Below are 16501 nucleotides of genomic sequence, written 5' to 3'. Positions count from 1 at the left end.
GCGGCTACTGCGGGTCCCACCCCGCGTTCACCGTCACCCGGTCCAACGCGCGCACCGTGACGTACGGGACGAAGCCCGCGGCGCGAGAGCGCGTGTACGCATCCGCGACGTGGGCGGACTGGACGGCGTAGTCGGTGGACAGCACCAGCTTGCCCGCGGCGCGCACCCGGGCGGCGTTGGCGCGATTCTCCGCGCACCAGCCCGCGTCGCACGCGACGTCGTCGGACCAGTACATGTCCTCCATGCCCAGGCCGTCGATGGCGGGCAGATAGGCCGGGTCATCGACGAGCTCCGGGGAGTTCTGCGGCACCACCTTGAAGGCCGGGTTGCGCGCCTTCGCGTACTGGCTGATGCGGGCGATGAGGGCCACCATCTTCCGCGCGAGGTCGGCGCGGTTGGTGCCCGCGGAGTTGGCGGGAATCTCCTCGTACGTCACCACCATGTCCAGGTAGCAGCCGGTGAAGCCCGCGGCGAGCGCGCGGTCGATGCGGCCCTGGACGATGGGCCACCAGCGCTCGTCCCAGTACTTCACGTACTGCTCGTCGGGCCAGCCATCCACGGGGCCCAGCTTCAGGTCCGCGGGCACCTGGCTCCACTCGGGGCGGTACTCCTCGATGGCGCCAATCTCGAAGTAGGCGAGCACCTGCTTGCCCCGGGTCTTGAGTGCGGAAATCTCGGCGGCGGTGAAGTAGCCGCTGGAGCCGTCTCTCACCAGCTCGACGATGGCGAGGTCGAACTTCGAGGCGGCAATCGCGTCGAGCTTGCCCTGGGGATAGTTGGTGAGCTGGTACGTGAAGCTGCTGACGCCCTCCCAGGGAACCGGCGTGCCCGCGTCCGTGGACGTGCCCGCGTCGGTGGGAGTTCCAGCGTCCGTCGGAGTGCCCGCGTCGTTGGGAGTGCCCGCGTCGTTGGGAGTGCCCGCGTCGTTGGAAGTGCCGGCGTCCGGTGCGGCGACCTGCACGCGCACCACCAGCAGGTCCAGCAGCGACGCATCGGCCGAGGACTCCGTGCGGTAGCGCAACTTCACGGGGCCACCGGAGAAGAACCGCGCGGGGGAGGTGAGGGCCAGCGACGTCGCGGACCACTTCCACGACTGCGCGAAGGCGTTGTCACCGACGATGACCCAGGCGCCCGTCGAGTGGTCCCAGGCCTCGAACAGCCAGCGCATCGCCGACTTCGTCGGGCCCCGGAAGTTCACTCCGATTTCAGCCGCGACGACGGTGTCCGCGCTCACGCCCGAGGGCAGGGGATAGGTGCAGGTGGCGGAGCTGTTGGCGGTGAACTCCACGTACTCCGCCCAGCGGTCCTGCGTCCCGGACAGCGTCTGGGTGTGCAGGCCCTGGACACCCTGCCCCGAGCCGATGGAGCCCCGCGCGAGCTGAAGGGTGGCGCAGGTGAGCGTCTGTGCATCGGGGAGAATCGCGCCGCGCTCGTCGTCGAGCGTGTCACGCGCACTGCTTCCACCACACGCGGCCAGCAAGGCCAGGCAGGTCCAGGTCAACCACTTCACAGCGACTCGCATGCAACGACTCCTCGGGGTGTGGGAACGCGGCGGCCATTAACGCCGTGCGCGAGGCGTCAGCAATGCGAAGTCGTGCTGCGCGCGCCGACGCGCGAAGGCTCGCGCTCTCCTGCTGGAACATTCGTTTCCGCCTGGATGCCATGTGGTGCACGGCCCGCGTCTGCGTACACTGGTGAGATGCTTCGCGCGGGTGAGGACCTGTTCCAGGTGGAGGAGTTGCTGTGGGTGCTGAACGCGCCCACGGGCAAGGGCATCTATGATTTCGGCTTCGACCGGTTCTTCGCCTGTCGTCGTCCGTATCAACTGCCCGACTCGCTGGAGGTGGTGGCGCGCGTGGGCGTGTGGAACGACTACGCCGAGCGCTACCGCGAGCTGGCGGCGGAGGGCGTGAAGCTGGTGCACTCACCGGAGCAGCACCTGCTCGCGACGGAGCTGCCGCACTGGTACCCGCGCCTCACGGACCTCACGCCGCGCAGCGTCTGGTACGACACGCGGCCGTCCGCGAAGACGGTGGAGGACACGCTCGGGTGGCCCGTCTTCGTGAAGGGCGAGCGACAGACGAGTCGCCACCGCAAGTCGCTCTCCATCATCGAGGGGCCCGAGCAGTTCGAGCGCGCGATGGCGACCTACGCGACGGACCCCATCCTCCACTGGCAGCGCGTGGTGTGTCGGGAGCTGCGCCCGCTGCGCCGCGTGGAGGAGGGCGCGCCGGACCGCATCCCCTCCTCGTTCGAGTTCCGCACCTTCTGGTGGCGCGGTGAGCTGGTGGGGTGGGGGCCCTACTGGTGGCAGGGGACGCCGTACACGATGAACGAGGCCGAGCAGCGCGAGGCGCTCGGCCTGGGGCGCGAGGTGGCGCGAAGGATGGACGTGCCCTTCCTCGTCGTGGACCTCGCGCAGGAGGTCTCCGGCCGCTGGATTGTCATCGAGTGCAACGACGGCCAGGAGAGCGGCTACGCGGGCATCTCGCCCTTCGCGCTGTGGCGGAACATCCTGGAGCTGCAACGCGCGCGGTGAGGCGCGCGGTGCCCCAAACGGAACTCAGTCCCCGTTGGGGTCCCACTCGGAGATGTCTTTGTTCTTGGGCTCCGGCGGAACCGTGGGCCGCAGCGGGTTGGACGGCGGCGGCGCGGGCTTCTTCGTGGCCGCGACAGGGGCGGGCGGCGGCTCGTCGAGCAGCGGGTCCTTCGCGTCGTCATCGGTGGAGGCGATGGTGGGCGCGGGCTTCGCGGGCGCGGGCTTCACCGGCTCCATCCGGGGCGGCGGCTTCGCGGCGGCCGTGGGCGCGGGCGCATCCAGCGGCTCCAGGTCACTGAGGTCGGGCTCGGCCTCCGGTTCGGGCTTCGGCTCGGGCTTCGCGGGCTTCGGGTCGGAGTCGGAGGCACGGTAGACGCCCTGCCGCGACACCGTGGGCACGGGCGTGGTGTCGACGGGCGCCGCCACGGCGGGGACCTCCTCCGCGGGAGGGCGCGAGTCCTCGGCGGGGACGCTGTCCGCGCGGTAGCTGTCGCGACGCCCGCGGACCGAGTCCCGGTCCGGACGCGCGTCACCGAACGGGTCCTCCTCGCGGTTCGTCGTGCGCCGGGACTCCGAGTCCCCCGAGTCTCCGAAGGGGTCCTCTTCCCGGCTCATGGGCTGCCTCGGAGTGGTCCGCCTGCGCGAAGGAGGGTCCGCCACCACGCTGTCGGGCAGGCCGCGCAGCGACGAGTGACGCTCGCTGCAGTCGCCTCGGTTCTCCGTGCAGATGCTCAGGCACTGGGTGAGCTTCTTCACGGTGCGACTGCTGCCGCCGTACTCGATGGAGCAGTCCTCCTTGCAGGTGGCGTAGTCCTCCTGACAGCCGGAGGGGACAGCGCCGCGCTGGGCGCTGGCGGGGGTGGCGGCGAGGGCCAGAAGCAGGAAGGGCAGGAGACGCATGGCAATTTCGAAAACTACCAGTCTTCGTGCCTCCCGGCGCCAGGGGGGCGCGCTATGGTTCAGGAGCGCGGCCGGAGCGCCAAGAGGAGGAACATGGCTGTCAGGGTGGGCATCATCGGGAGCCATGGTCTGGAGCAGTTGTTGGGGCTCTCCGGTCGGTTGGAGACCCACACCCTCGAAACCCCCTTCGGTCCCCACGCGGGGCCCCTCGTCTCCGGAGAGCTGGACGGCGTCTCCGTCGTCTACGTGCCCCGCCACGGCGCGGGCCATGTCTTCAACGCCACCCGGGCGCCCTACCGCGCCAACCTCTTCGCGCTGAAGCAGCTGGGCGTCACCCACGTGCTGGCGACAGGCACGGTGGGCAGCCTCCAGGAGCACCTGCCCCCGCTCCAACTGGTCATCCCGGACCAGGTCATCGACCGCACCTACCGCCGCCCCTGCACCTTCTACGACGACCTCGCGGTCCACGTGGAGCTGGACTCGCCCTTCTGCGGCACGCTGCGTCAGGTCCTCGCCAACGCGGCCACCGCGAGTGGCGCCGTCGTGGCCACCCAGGCGACGTATGTCTGCGTGGAGGGCCCCTCGCTCAGCACCCGCGCGGAGAGCCTGCTGTACCGGCAGTGGGGCGCGGACCTGGTGGGGATGACGGCCATGCCCGAGGCCCGGCTCGCCCGAGAGGCGGAGCTGCACTACGCGCTGGTGGCGCTGCCCACCGACTACGACTCCTGGCAGCCGCTGCCCCCAGGACAGGAGCACGAGGCCCTGCTGGCGCGACTGTCCCACAACGTACAGGCCGTCACCGCGAAGGGCGCCGCGCTCGTCCGCCGCGCGCTGCCGCGCATCGCCGAGGCCCCGTCCGCGTGTCGCTGTGACTCCGCCCTGGCGATGGCGCTGTGGACCGAGCGCTCCCGCATCCCGGACGAGGTGCGCTCCCGCCTTCGTCCACTGTTGGGCAGATATCTTCCGCCGAACGTCGTCTAGTCGGACGAGGGCTCGCCCGGTCGCCTGCTGCCAACGGGCGTCCTCAACCCCACCTTCCGTTACCCGAGGGTCGGGAGCGAGGAGGGAAGGATGCGGCTGCCCAGGCTCAAGTACCTCACGTGGCGTGAGTTTGCCCGGCGCTTCGTGAAGGAGTTCCAGGAAGACACCGTCACGGACATCGCGGCGCAGCTCTCCTACTACCTGCTGTTCTCGCTGTTCCCCTTCCTCTTCTTCCTCGTCACGCTGGTGGCGTACCTGCCCTTCGCGCCCGGCGCGGTCGACGCGATGCTGGACCGCATCCGCCCGCTCGTCCCCGGCGACGCGCTGGGCCTGGTGACGCAGCACCTGACAGCGCTGGTGGACCAGCCCCGGCCCAAGCTGCTGACGGTGGGTCTGGTGCTGGCCTTGTGGTCGGCCTCGCGCGGCGCGGATGCCCTGCGCAAGGCGCTCAACCTGGCCTACGACGTGCCCGAGTCGCGTCCGATGTGGAAGACGCAGGGGCTGGCCATGCTGATGACGCTCGTCGGCACCCTGCTCATCCCGCTGTCCTTCGCCGTGTTCCTGCTCGGCGGCCGGCTGGGGGCGTGGCTCGCGACGCGGCTGCACGTGCAGGAGGCCTTCTACGTCGTCTGGTCCTGGGTGCGGTGGCCGTTCACCGCGGGCCTGGTGATGCTGGTGCTGTCGCTCTGCTACTACCTGCTGCCGGACGTGAAGCAGCGCTTCAAGTACATCACCCCGGGCTCCATCTTCGGCACGCTGGTGTGGATGGCGAGCACGTGGGGCTTCACGCAGTACGTGGAGCACTTCGGCAAGTACAACGTCACCTATGGCTCCATCGGTGGCGTGGTGGTGCTGCTCCTGTGGCTCTACATCTCCGGGCTGGTGTTCATCCTCGGTGGCGAGCTGAACGCCATCCTGGAGCACGCCTCGGCGGAGGGGAAGGAGAAGGGCGCGCGCCAGTTCGGCGAGGCCGCTCCGGCGGAGCCTCCCATCAAGACGCCCGGGGCCGCCAAGAGCGCCGCCAGTGCGAAGCGCTCCCGACTGGCCTTCTGGCGCTGGAAGCGCCGTGTGGCCCGGGGGAAGTCCCCCGAGCCCACCGCCGCGGAAATGGAGCGCGGGCCTCCGTCCTCGCTGCACTGAGCCCGGCTGGGGCGGGAGCTACTTCCCGCCCAGCTTCTGCTTGATGGCGGGGAGCTGTCCCGGGCTGTTGTTGCTGCCGCGCAGGCCCTTCTTGGAGATGAAGTCCTGAAGGTCGCTGATGCGCTGCTTGTTGGTGGGGTGGGTGCTCAGCCACTTCATGACGCCGGGCGTGCTGCCCTCCTGCGACTGGAGCTTCTGGAAGAAGCTGATGAGCCCCTTCGGGTCGAAGCCGGCGCCGGAGGAGTAGCGCGCGCCGAACTCGTCGGCCTCCAGCTCCTCGCTGCGGCTGTGCGCCAGCATGGCGCCGCCACCGACGAGCTGCGCGGCGACCTGGGCCGCGGCGCCCGGGTTCTGTCCCAGCGCGAGCTGGGTGACGGTCTGCAGGCCCATCTGGTTCACCATGGCCCGCGCCGAGTGACGGCCGACGACGTGGCCCGCCTCGTGCGCCATGACGCCCGCCAGCTCCGCCTCCGTGTCGGCGGCCAGGATGAGGCCCGTGTACACGTAGAGGTAGCCGCCCGGCGTGGCGAACGCGTTCACCATCTTCGGGTCGTCGATGACGTTGATCTTCCACCTCACGCCGGGCCGGTCCTTGGTGGCCTGCTTGATGATGGGCGCGGAGAGGTTGCGGACGTACTCGACGATGGTCGGGTCCTCCACGTACTTGATCTTCTCCTTCTGCTCGAGCTCCGCCTTCACCTGCTTGCCGATCTCCTCCTCCTGCTCATCCGAGACGAAGGTCTTCGCCAGAGCCTTCTCCGCCTGGACGCGCTGCGTGGTGCAGCCCGTCGTGAGACCCATGAGGAGGGCCAGGCTCCATACCGCCGAGAGAATCCGCTGCATGACCGAGGACGCCTTTCTTTGCCGGTTGATGCGTTGAGACCGCGACTTTTGCCCGGACTCTTGGGCAGCGTCCGCCTCCTCGGCAAGTCCCTCGTGTGGGTTCCGGCGGGATGAGTGGGGCGCGCGACTCCCGGCGCCCGGGGGCCGGAGGGCTCGTGCGCCTCGCGGAGCCCCCGCCGAGCCTTGCGGCGCCCTGGCGACGTACGGAGGTTCGGGGGTGAGGGGAGGAGGTCGTGATGTCGCGTCCGGTCTGGGTGGGCTCGCTGAGCTTCGGCCTCGTGACGCTCCCGGTGAGGGTGCACGGCGCCGTCGTCTCCCGGCAGGTCCAGTTCCACCTGCTGCATGACGCGGATGGCGCGCGCATCCAGAACAAGCGGGTGTGCGCGGCGGACGGCGAGGAGGTGCCGCTGGAGCACGTGGTGCGAGGCTACACGCTGGCGGACGGCCGGAGCGTCACCGTGACGAGCGGGGAATTGGACGCGCTGGAGCCCGTGGCCAGCCAGGTCATCGCGCTGGAGTCGTTCGTGGACCCCGCGCGGGTGGATGACCTGCTGGTGGACACGTCGTACCACCTGGTGCCCGCCAGGGGCGCGGAGCACGCGCATGCGCTGCTGGCGGCGGGCCTGCGCGAGTCGGGCCGCGTGGGCGTGGGGCGGTGGGTGCTGTATCAGAAGGGGCACCTGTGTCTGGTGCGGCCGCATGGTCGGGGGCTCGTGCTGTCCACGCTGCACGCCGTGGATGAAGTGGTGTCCCAGGAGCGGCTCTCCGAGCTGGAGCAGGGGGAGCCGGCCCTCGAGCCCGGTGAACTCGCGGCGACGCTGCGACTCATCGAGGCGCGCTCCGCCGACTTCGACCCCCAGAGCTACCCGGATGTCCATCGCGAGCGGGTGAAGGCCTTCCTGGAGCGCAGGGCACGCGCCCAGGCCCGGACCCGGACGCGACGGGCTCCTCCCGAGGTGGCGCCGCGAGAGCCGGAGGCGGGGCCGTTGCCAGGCGCGCTGGCCCGTGGCGTGGACGCACTCCGGGCGGGCCCACCGCCGCCCATGGAAGGTGCGCTCCGGCTGCGACCCCGGATGGCGGCTCGGGAGGTCCGGGAGCGGAGCGGTGACACTTCGACCCGGGGGCCGGAGGGGCCTTCCGAAGAGGAGGAGTCCGGGGGCGGAGAGCCGTCACCCTGAGCGGGCGGCCCCGCCGCGACATACCCATCCTGGGGCCTCCGGTGCGCCGTCGAGGCCCTCCCCGGACATGTGCGCGAGCCGACACGCACAAGAAATGCGTGGGTGGGGAGGGCGCCGGTGCTATGTGCCCGAGCGGATGCCTGAGTTACCCGAAGTGGAAATCGCCCGGCGCAATCTGGTGCGCTGGTTCGATGGACGACGCCTCGTGCGCGCGGAGGCGGATGACACCCGCGTCTTTCGCGGCGCCGAGCGTGGCGCCTTCGCGCGACTTCACGGGCGGCTGGAGTCGCTCGTCCGGCGGGGCAAGTACCTCCTCTTCGCCTTCGAGGAAGGCCGGGGCCTCTTGGGCCACCTGGGCATGACGGGCAAGTTCGTCCGCCGCTCGGAGGCGGACGTCGTTCCCTACAGCCGGGCCCGCTTCCACCTTGACAACGGGCAGGTGCTGCACTTCGCCGACGCGCGCATGTTCGGCCGCATGGAGCCGGCCCCCTCCTCGGAGCTGCGCTCCCTGGACGTGGTGAAGGCCCTGGGACGAGATCCGCTGGCGGACGGCCTCACCGCGGGCCAGCTCGCCGAAGCCGTGGCGTCCTCCAAGCAGGACCTGAAGGTCGCCTTGATGGATCAGGCGCGCATCGCCGGCCTGGGCAACATCCACGCCGCGGAGGCGCTGTTCCGCGCCGGCCTCCACCCCGCCAGGAAGCCCTCCACCCTCACCCCCGACGACTGGAAGCGCCTGGTCCAGGCCATCCGCGCCAGCATCGACTTCGGCCTCGAGGAGCAGGCGGGTGAGGAGCCCGTGTACCTGGAGGATGGGGGAGCGGAGAACCTGTTCCTGGTGTACGGGCGCGGTGGCGGCCCGTGCTCCAAGTGCGCCTCGCCGGTGGAGTCCTTCACCCAGGCGGGACGCACCACTTATGCCTGTCCGAAGTGCCAACCCCGGGGGAGGACAGGGAAATGACCCTGGACGTCCTGTCGTTCACGGCGCGAACTCGCGTCCCGGTTGGCGTTGACACCCCCCTGTCCCGTGGCTTGAATCGCCCGCCTTTCCGACCCGGCCGCCCAGAGCGGCCCTGGAGATCGTTGCCCATGTCTCACGTCCTGCTGGCGGCGCTGCTCGTCGCTTCCTCCACGGCCACCGCCCAGGTGCCGGCTGGGGGCACGCCTCCGCCCGCGCCCGCGGAGGCCGCGCCCGCCCCCGCCCCCGCCGAGCCGCCGGCTGTCACGCCCGCCGCGCCCGCCGCCGTGCAGCCCCCCGCCGCCGAGGGCGAGTCCGTCACCCGCGACGACCTGGAGGCCACCAAGCAGGAGCTGCGCGGAGAGATTCGCGCGGAGGCCGCCAAGCAGTCCCTCAACGGCGAGGAGTGGAGCGAGGAGTACCCGGAGGAGAAGCGCAAGCTGGAGGTCTTCACACTCGACGGCTACTTCCGCCTGCGCCCCACGCTCTTCTACAAGTTCGACCTGGGCAAGGTCCCCGGCCAGGAGATCTTCCCCGCCGTGTCGGGCCGCCGGGGGGAGAACACCCAGTCCTTCGCGACCATGCGCCTGCGCCTGGACCCCACGTTCAACGTGTCCGAGCAGGTGAAGATCAAGCTCCAGGTGGACGGCCTGGACAACGTGGTGTTCGGCTCCACGCCGGACACGCTCTTCCCGGGGGACCAGCGCAACATCTTCACCGTCTTCTCCGAGGACCAGGAGTCGCTGGGCGACACGCTGTCGGACTCCATCAAGCTGCGCCGCGCCTACGGCGAGGTGAACACGCCGGTGGGCATCCTGCGCTTCGGCCGCATGGGCAGCCAATGGGGCCTGGGCATGCTGCGCAACGACGGCAACTGCTTCGACTGCGACTTCGGCGACACGGTGGACCGCGTCCAGTTCGTCACCGAGCCCTTCGCGGGCTGGTACGTGACGCCCATGCTGGACTTCAACTCCGAGGGCTCGCAGTACCGGGGCGGCGCCCAGGGTGAGCCGGTGGACCTGACGCAGGCGGATGACGCCCACAGCTGGGTGCTGGCCATCGCCCGCCGGGACACGGACGCGCAGATCCGCTCCAAGCTGGAGAACAACCAGGGCGTGCTCCAGTACGGCCTGCACTTCGCCTGGCGCTCGCAGAACTACGACAACGTGAAGGACGCCAACGGCGACCTCACGTCCGGCTTCATCCCCCGCGACGCGAACCTGTACATCCCGGACCTGTGGCTGCGGTACGAGGAGCGCAACTGGCGCCTGGAGTTCGAGCTGGCGGCGGTGCTCGGCAGCATCGGCAACCGCGCGCTCACCACGGGTGAGACGACGTTCGACCAGAGCCTGCAGGTGGCGCAGTTCGGCGGCGTGGCGCAGGGCGAGGTGAAGGTCGCGGACAACAAGCTGACGCTGGGCCTGGAGCTGGGCTTCGCCTCCGGTGACAAGGCGCCGGGCTTCGGCAACTACCCGGGCCGCACGGGCTCGGGCACCAACGGCTACACCAACCCGGGTGACGTGGAAGGCCGGCAGTACCGCTGCGACGGTGGCGGCTGCTCCGACTCCGCCATCCGCAACTTCCGCTTCAACCGCGACTACCGCATCGACCTCATCCTCTGGCGCGAGCTGATTGGCGGCGTCACCGACGCGTTCTACGTGCGCCCGTCCGTGAAGTACGCGGTGGCGCCGGGCATCGACCTGTATGGCCGCCTCATCTACTCGCAGGCGCTCTACGCGGAGTCGACGCCGTCCTTCACCAGCAAGTCGCTGGGCGTGGAGGTGAACGCGGGCGTGGACTACACCACCGAGGACGGCTTCATCGCAGGCCTCGCCTACGGCATCCTGTTCCCGATGGGCGGTCTGCAGGCCTTCACGAACGAGCTGAAGGCCGACCTGGAGACGCCGCACAGCATCCGTGGCTGGCTGGGCGTGAAGTTCTAGCCATGAAGCGCGCCCTCACGTCGCTCGGGGTCGCCACCGTCCTGGTGTTGGGGCTGGTGGCGTGCGGCATCAAGGGTCCGGCCAAGCCGCCACTCGCGGCGCCGGTGCCGGCGACGGAGACCCCTCCGCCGCCGTCGGACACCGCGCCCGTCAGCGTGGAGTCTGCGGGGCCATCGATCATTCCGACGGCGGATGGCGGGGCCGTGACGCCCACCTCCGTCGTTGACGCTGGGACACCGTGAGTTCCTTTCCATACCGCAAGGGCGTGCTGCACGCGGAAGCCGTGCCGCTGCCCGCCATCGCCGACGCGGTGGGCACGCCCACCTATGTCTACTCCACCGCCGCGCTGACCCAGGCCTTCCGCGCGGTGACGGAGGCGTTCTCCGACGCGCGGCCCCTGGTCTGCTACTCGGTGAAGGCCAACTCCAACCTCGCCATCCTCCGGTTGTTCGCGGGACTGGGCGGGGGCTTCGACATCGTCTCCGGCGGAGAGCTGGCCCGCGTGCGGCATGCGGGCGGCGAGGCGGCGAAGACGGTGTTCGCGGGCGTGGGCAAGACGCAGGAGGAGATGGAGGCCGCGCTCGCCGCGGGCATCCTCCTCTTCAACGTGGAGAGCGCCGAGGAGCTGGAGGCGCTGGACGCGGTGGGCCGTCGTCTGGGTCGCCGCGCGCCGTTCGCGTTGCGCGTCAACCCGGAGGTGGATCCGCGCACGCACCGCTACATCGCCACCGGGCTGAAGACGTCCAAGTTCGGCGTGCCCTTCGAGGAGGCGGTGGACCTCTACGCGCGCTCGAAGAAGCTGAAGGGCGTGCGGGCCGCGGGCCTGGACTGTCACATCGGCTCGCAGCTCACCCAGAGCTCGCCCCTGCGCGCGGCGCTCGGCAAGGTGGCGGGGCTGTACCAGGAGTTGAAGGCCCAGAAGCACGCGCTGGAGTACCTGGACGTGGGCGGCGGCCTGGGAATCACCTACTCGGACGAGACGCCTCCCTCGGTGGAGGAGTACGCGCGCGTCGTGTTGAACGCGACGAAGGACACGGGCGCGCGGCTGGTGCTGGAGCCGGGGCGCTCGCTGGTGGGCAACGCGGGCGTGCTGCTCACCCGCGTGCTGTACCGCAAGCAGACCCCCGCCAAGCACTTCACCGTGGTGGACGCGGGCATGAATGACCTGCTCCGCCCCGCCCTCTACGAGGCCCACCACGCCTTCGTCCCCCTGCTGAAGCGGCGGGGTAAGGCGGTGGAGGTGGACGTCGTGGGGCCGGTGTGTGAGTCCACGGACGTGCTGGCCAAGGCCCGGCCCCTGGTGCTCCCCCAGGCGGGCGAGCTGTATGCCTTCCTCAGCGCCGGCGCGTACGGGATGAGCATGGCTTCTAACTACAATTCCCGCCCCCGTCCGGCCGAAGTCCTCGTGGATGGGGAGGCGTGGCGGGTGGTGAGGGAGCGGGAGCGCACCGAGGATCTCTGGCGCGGCGAGCGGGCCTGAACATATAAGCGCCGGAATGAAGACCTTCGAAGGTTCCATGACGGCGCTCGCGACTCCGTTCCGGAACGGCGCGCTCGACGAGTCGGCCTACCGGGCGCTGGTTCGCCAGCAGATTGAGGGCGGCACCAGCGTGCTGGTGCCCATGGGCACCACCGGCGAGTCCGTCACGATGAACGCCGAAGAGCGCGCCCGCGCGGTGCGCGTGGTGGTGGAGGAGGCGAAGGGCCGCGTGGGAGTGCTGGGCGGCGCCGGCTCCAACAACACCGCGGAGGTGATTGAGAGCGTGGCGCGCGTGCGTGATGCCGGCGCGGATGGCTCGCTCATCGTCACGCCGTACTACAACAAGCCCACGCAGGTGGGGCTGGTGGAGCACTTCCGCGCGGTGGCGCGCGCGCACCCGGGCTTCCCGATTGTCGCCTACAACGTCCCCGGCCGCACGGGCGTGGACCTGCTGCCGGAGACGGTGCAGCGGCTGTGCGACTTCCCGGAAGTCGTCGCCATCAAGGAGGCCACCGGCAACATGGCCCGGGCGGTGGACATCCTGGAGAAGTGCGGCGACCGGCTGACGCTGTTGTCCGGCGACGACTTCACCGTGCTGCCCTTCATCGCGTGCGGCGGCAAGGGCGTCATCTCCGTGTCCTCCAACGTGGCGCCCCGGCTGATGGCGGACCTGGTGGCCGCGGGCCGCGCGGGTGACTTCGCCAAGGCGCGCGAGCTGCAGGTGAAGCTGAACAACCTGCACCGGCTGCTCTTCGTGGAGTCGAGCCCCATCCCCGTGAAGTGGGGGCTGCACTTGTTGGGGCTGTTCGGTCCGGAGGTCCGCCTGCCGCTGGTGCCGATGACGGGGCCCAACGCGGAGAAGCTGGGCGATGAGCTGCGGCACCTGGGCCTCTTGAAGCACTGAGCGCCACGACACGACACCGAGGAGCGCGGCCACATGATTCGCACCGTCATCACCGGCATCACCGGTCGCATGGGCAGCACGCTGCTGCGCCTGACGCGTGACGCGGAGGACCTGCAGGTGGTGGGCGCCACGGAGCGGCCGGGCAGCACCGCGGTGGGCCTGGACGCGGGCCTCGCCGCGCGGCTGGGCGCGCTGGAGGTGCAGGTGGTGGACGACCTGGCGCGCGCGCTCGACCTGGCGAAGGCGGACGTCGTCATCGACTTCACCGGCGCCGAGGTGAGCGTGGCCCACGCGAAGGCGTGCGCGGCGCGCGACGTGGCCTTCGTCTGCGGCTCCACGGGCTTCTCGCCGGAGCACTCGGCGCTGCTGGCGGAGTGCGCGAAGGCGATTCCCATCGTCGCCGCGCCGAACATGTCGGTGGGCGTCAACCTGGTCATCCGCGTGGCCGCGGAGCTGGCGCGGGTGCTGGGGCCGGGCTTCGACGTGGAGGTTCTCGAAGCGCACCACCGCATGAAGAAGGACGCGCCCAGCGGCACCGCGCTGCGGCTGGCGGAGGTGCTCGCCTCCGCGCTCGGCCGCACGCAGGACGACCTGACATTCGCCCGGGAGGGCCAGATTGGCGCCCGGCCCGCCAACGAGATTGGCGTGCAGACGCTGCGGGGCGGGGATGTGGTGGGAGAGCACACCGTGTACTTCTTCGGTGAGGGCGAGCGCATCGAGCTGACGCATCGGGCCACCAGTCGAGATCAGTTCGGGCTGGGGGCGCTGCGGGCCGCGCGCTGGGTGGTGGGCCGCCCTCCGGGGCTGTATGACATGGCCGACGTGCTCGGCTTCCAGAGGACTTCATGACGACCGCCCGCTACTGCCGCTTCCTCCACGAAGGCCGCTCGAACCATGGCCGCGTCGAGGGCTCCGAGGTGGTGGTGCTCTCCGCGGCCCCCTGGGTGGGTGGCGCCAAGGACACGGGCATCCGCCGCTCGCTGTCGGCGGTGACGCTGCTGGTGCCGTCGGACGCGTCCAAGGTCGTCTGCATCGGCCAGAACTACCGCAAGCACGCGGAGGAGATGGGCAAGCCCGTGCCCACCGAGCCGCTCATCTTCACCAAGCCCTCCACCGCGCTCAACGGCCCGGGCTCGCCCATCCGAATCCCCAAGGCGAGCCAGGAGGTGCACTACGAGGCGGAGCTGGCGCTCGTCATCGGTGAGCGGCTGAAGAACGCCGACGAGACGACGGCCGCGCGCGCCATCTGGGGCCTCACCTGCTTCAACGACGTCACCGCGCGAGACATCCAGAAGCGCGAGACGCAGCACACCCGCGCCAAGGGCTATGACACCTTCGCGTGCGCGGGCCCGTGGGCGGTGACGGGGCTGTCCCCGGCGGACCTCCAGATTTCCTGCCGGGTGAACGGGCAGGTGCGCCAGGACAGCCGCACGTCCGACATGGTGTTCAGCCCCGCTCGGCTGGTGGCGTTCATCTCCCACATCATGACGCTCCTGCCGGGGGACCTCATCAGCACCGGCACCCCGTCGGGGGTAGGGAAGCTGTCGGCCGGTGACTCGGTCGAGGTGGAGATCGAGGGAATCGGGACGCTCCTCAATCCGGTTGAGCTGGAGCCGTGAGCACCATCATCTATGTCGGGTTGGGCTCGAATGAGGGGGACCGCGAAGCCCACCTCGTCGCCGCCCTCACCGCGCTGTCCCGCATCGACGCGGTGGCCGTGCTTCGTTGTTCCTCACTCTTCGACAGCGCCCCGGTGGGGCCGCCGCAGCCGCGCTATCTGAACGCGGTGGTGGCGCTGGACTGCGATTTGTCGCCGCAGCGGCTGCTCGTGATTCTTCAGCAGATTGAGAAGGACCTGGGCCGGCGGCGCGAGCAGCACTGGGGCCCGCGCACCATCGACCTGGACATCCTCTTCTGCGAGGGACAGGTGGTGGCGGACCCTCACCTCCAGGTGCCGCATCTGGAGCTGCACAAGCGGCGCTTCGCCCTGGAGCCGTTGGCGGAGCTGTCGCCTGCCTTGCTGCACCCCGTGCTCGGAATGACGGTGAAGGAGCTCCTCGGGAAACTCGCCCCGCAGGATGTCCGCAGGAGTGAGGCCACCGCGTGGCCCGAAGCGAGCCTGCCGAGCAACGAGACATGAACCTTTCCCTGGCCCTGGCCACCGCGGCGCTGCTCGCCGCCGAGCCTTCCCCGTTGCCCCCTGGTCACCCGGTTGTCCCTCCAGGGACGCAGGTGTCGCCCGCGAAGCCGTCCGCCGCCATGGGGGGAGGCGCGCTGCCCGAGGGCCATCCTCCCGTGGAGGGTGGGGCTGCTCCCGCCGCGGCGCCCACGGGCGAGCTGCCCTCGGGACATCCCCCGGTGTCTGGCACCGGCAAGGCGCCTCCGTCGGCGGAGGAGTTGCTGCGCCAGCTCGACTCGACGGAGGGGCTGCAGGGGCGGGAGAAGACCTTCGAAATCGCGGCGTCGTTGGGGCGCCTGTACTACCTGAACGGCCGCAACGCGGAGGCGGTGACGTACCTGCTCCAGGCCGACGAGCGCGCGAAGCCGGTGAGGGACTTGTTCCTCGCGCAGCGCAAGAAGCTGGGCAAGGCGACGCTGGCCACGGCGGAGGCGGCGGGCTGCGGCTTCACGACGGGGCAGGCGCTGGAGTCGATGGGCGCGGTGGCGCAGGAGCGCGCGAAGAAGGGCGACGTGGCGGGCGCTGCGGCCTGTGCTCGTGGGGCGCTGGAGCCCGCGCTGGAGACGGGAGTGATGCGCGCCAACGCGCTCTTCCTCTCCGGTGACGCGGCGGGCGCGCTGGGCGCGTATGTCGCGGTGCTGGAGGTGGAGCCCCGGCACGAGGAGGCGCTCTACGGGCGCTCGGCGGTGTTGTTCGAGACGAAGGGCGAGGACCTGGCGGCGCTGAAGCAGGCGCGCGAGGGCTTCGAGGCGGTGCAGGCGGTGAACCCCACCTCCGCGCGCGCGGCGACGGCGAAGCGGATGGCGACGCTGGTGGACGAGACGGTGAAGGCGGGAGGCCGGGCGAAGCTGCTCGCGTCGCGCGCCGAGGACCGCCGCATCCGGCTGTCGCAGGCGCCGGTGGCGCAGGGGCCGGACGTGCCTCGCCCGCTGACGAAGGAGATGGTGGACGCGGTGCAGAACACCGAGCGCACGCCGGAGCTGGAGCAGGGCCTGGCGAAGCTGGTGGACGAGGGCGAGGAGCACCTGGCGAAGGGGCGCTTCCAGGAGGCGCTCGGCAACTACACGCGCGTGGTGCCCTTCCAGCCGGAGAACGGTCGCGCGAAGGCGGGCATGGCCTGGGCGCTGGTGGGCCTGGGACGCCCCATGGCCGCGCGCGTGTGGGGCGTGGCGGTGGAGTCGGACCCGGCGTCGGTGGAGAAGCTGGGCGACACCCTCAAGGCCAAGGGCGACGAGAAGGGCGCCAAGGCCCTGTGGGAGAAGCTGGCCACGGACGCGCCGAACTACAACAAGTCGGCCATCCAGGCGAAGCTCACGCAGTAGGCGTCACCAGGAGCACGGGCGTCATGATGACGCCCGGTGCTTCGGTGGAGCGGGCATCGGTTCCGCCTCGTGAGTGCCCGTCGAGGCGGGCGCTCCGAGCGTTGCCGCCACCATCGATGGAGTCGCCTCGGAAACGA

16 protein-coding genes are annotated in these 16501 nt (G+C 70.6%); 13 read left to right on the top strand and 3 right to left on the bottom strand.

Features of this window, described 5'->3' with window-relative positions:
- Positions 1 to 4: 4 nt before the first annotated feature.
- Complete coding sequence (locus tag LZ199_RS17330; RefSeq protein WP_253994811.1) at positions 5 to 1522, bottom strand: endo alpha-1,4 polygalactosaminidase; 1518 nt, start codon at positions 1520 to 1522, stop codon at positions 5 to 7.
- Positions 1523 to 1699: 177 nt separating this feature from the next.
- Between LZ199_RS17330 and LZ199_RS17325 the strand changes: the two genes are divergently transcribed.
- On the top strand, positions 1700 to 2539 hold the full coding sequence (locus LZ199_RS17325) for an ATP-grasp domain-containing protein (protein WP_253994810.1): 840 nt from the start codon (positions 1700 to 1702) through the stop codon (positions 2537 to 2539).
- 24 nt (positions 2540 to 2563) lie between these two features.
- Here LZ199_RS17325 and LZ199_RS17320 read toward each other — a convergent pair whose 3' ends face one another.
- Entirely contained in the window at positions 2564 to 3439 is an 876-nt protein-coding gene (locus LZ199_RS17320; protein WP_253994809.1) for a hypothetical protein, read from the bottom strand.
- Between the two features lie 93 nt (positions 3440 to 3532).
- Here LZ199_RS17320 and LZ199_RS17315 point away from each other — a divergent pair, with 93 nt between their 5' ends.
- A complete protein-coding gene (locus LZ199_RS17315; protein WP_253994808.1) occupies positions 3533 to 4420 on the top strand; it encodes an MTAP family purine nucleoside phosphorylase in 888 nt (295 codons plus the stop codon).
- Between the two features lie 90 nt (positions 4421 to 4510).
- On the top strand, positions 4511 to 5560 hold the full coding sequence (locus tag LZ199_RS17310; protein ID WP_253994807.1) for a YihY/virulence factor BrkB family protein: 1050 nt from the start codon (positions 4511 to 4513) through the stop codon (positions 5558 to 5560).
- 18 nt (positions 5561 to 5578) lie between these two features.
- Here the strand turns inward: LZ199_RS17310 and LZ199_RS17305 are convergent, their stop codons facing one another.
- The gene (locus LZ199_RS17305) at positions 5579 to 6403 is read right to left on the bottom strand and encodes a M48 family metallopeptidase (RefSeq protein ID WP_253994806.1); all 825 of its coding nucleotides are present in this window, start codon (positions 6401 to 6403) and stop codon (positions 5579 to 5581) included.
- Between the two features lie 236 nt (positions 6404 to 6639).
- On the opposite strand from LZ199_RS17305, the gene ku reads away from it, so the two are divergent.
- The 10 genes from ku (at position 6640) to LZ199_RS17255 (ending at position 16364) form a co-directional block, all read left to right on the top strand.
- Positions 6640 to 7581, top strand: coding sequence for a non-homologous end joining protein Ku (gene ku / locus LZ199_RS17300; RefSeq protein ID WP_253994805.1), 942 nt, complete (start codon positions 6640 to 6642; stop codon positions 7579 to 7581).
- A 136-nt stretch (positions 7582 to 7717) separates the two neighbouring features.
- Entirely contained in the window at positions 7718 to 8539 is an 822-nt protein-coding gene (mutM, locus tag LZ199_RS17295) for a bifunctional DNA-formamidopyrimidine glycosylase/DNA-(apurinic or apyrimidinic site) lyase (RefSeq protein ID WP_253994804.1), read from the top strand.
- A gap of 128 nt (positions 8540 to 8667) precedes the next feature.
- Positions 8668 to 10479: a TIGR04551 family protein gene (locus tag LZ199_RS17290; protein WP_253994803.1), complete on the top strand. Its 1812-nt coding sequence runs from the start codon at positions 8668 to 8670 to the stop codon at positions 10477 to 10479.
- Positions 10480 to 10481: 2 nt separating this feature from the next.
- On the top strand, positions 10482 to 10721 hold the full coding sequence (locus LZ199_RS17285; RefSeq protein WP_253994802.1) for a hypothetical protein: 240 nt from the start codon (positions 10482 to 10484) through the stop codon (positions 10719 to 10721).
- Positions 10718 to 11959, top strand: a complete 1242-nt coding sequence (lysA, locus tag LZ199_RS17280) for a diaminopimelate decarboxylase (RefSeq protein WP_253994801.1) — start codon at positions 10718 to 10720, stop codon at positions 11957 to 11959. The genes LZ199_RS17285 and lysA overlap by 4 nt, the downstream gene beginning before the upstream one ends.
- 16 nt (positions 11960 to 11975) lie before the next feature.
- Positions 11976 to 12863, top strand: coding sequence for a 4-hydroxy-tetrahydrodipicolinate synthase (dapA, locus tag LZ199_RS17275; protein WP_253994800.1), 888 nt, complete (start codon positions 11976 to 11978; stop codon positions 12861 to 12863).
- 33 nt (positions 12864 to 12896) lie between these two features.
- Positions 12897 to 13712, top strand: coding sequence for a 4-hydroxy-tetrahydrodipicolinate reductase (gene dapB / locus LZ199_RS17270; RefSeq protein ID WP_253994799.1), 816 nt, complete (start codon positions 12897 to 12899; stop codon positions 13710 to 13712).
- On the top strand, positions 13709 to 14482 hold the full coding sequence (locus tag LZ199_RS17265) for a fumarylacetoacetate hydrolase family protein (protein WP_253994798.1): 774 nt from the start codon (positions 13709 to 13711) through the stop codon (positions 14480 to 14482). Before dapB ends, LZ199_RS17265 begins: the two co-directional genes overlap by 4 nt.
- On the top strand, positions 14479 to 15003 hold the full coding sequence (gene folK, locus LZ199_RS17260) for a 2-amino-4-hydroxy-6-hydroxymethyldihydropteridine diphosphokinase (protein WP_253994797.1): 525 nt from the start codon (positions 14479 to 14481) through the stop codon (positions 15001 to 15003). Before LZ199_RS17265 ends, folK begins: the two co-directional genes overlap by 4 nt.
- Positions 15000 to 16364: a tetratricopeptide repeat protein gene (locus tag LZ199_RS17255; protein WP_253994796.1), complete on the top strand. Its 1365-nt coding sequence runs from the start codon at positions 15000 to 15002 to the stop codon at positions 16362 to 16364. The genes folK and LZ199_RS17255 overlap by 4 nt, the downstream gene beginning before the upstream one ends.
- The last annotated feature ends 137 nt before the right edge of the window (positions 16365 to 16501 follow it).

The sequence above is a fragment of the Myxococcus qinghaiensis genome (assembly GCF_024198215.1).
Lineage (GTDB): Bacteria > Myxococcota > Myxococcia > Myxococcales > Myxococcaceae > Myxococcus > Myxococcus qinghaiensis.
This window is presented reverse-complemented; position numbering and strand designations above follow the sequence as displayed.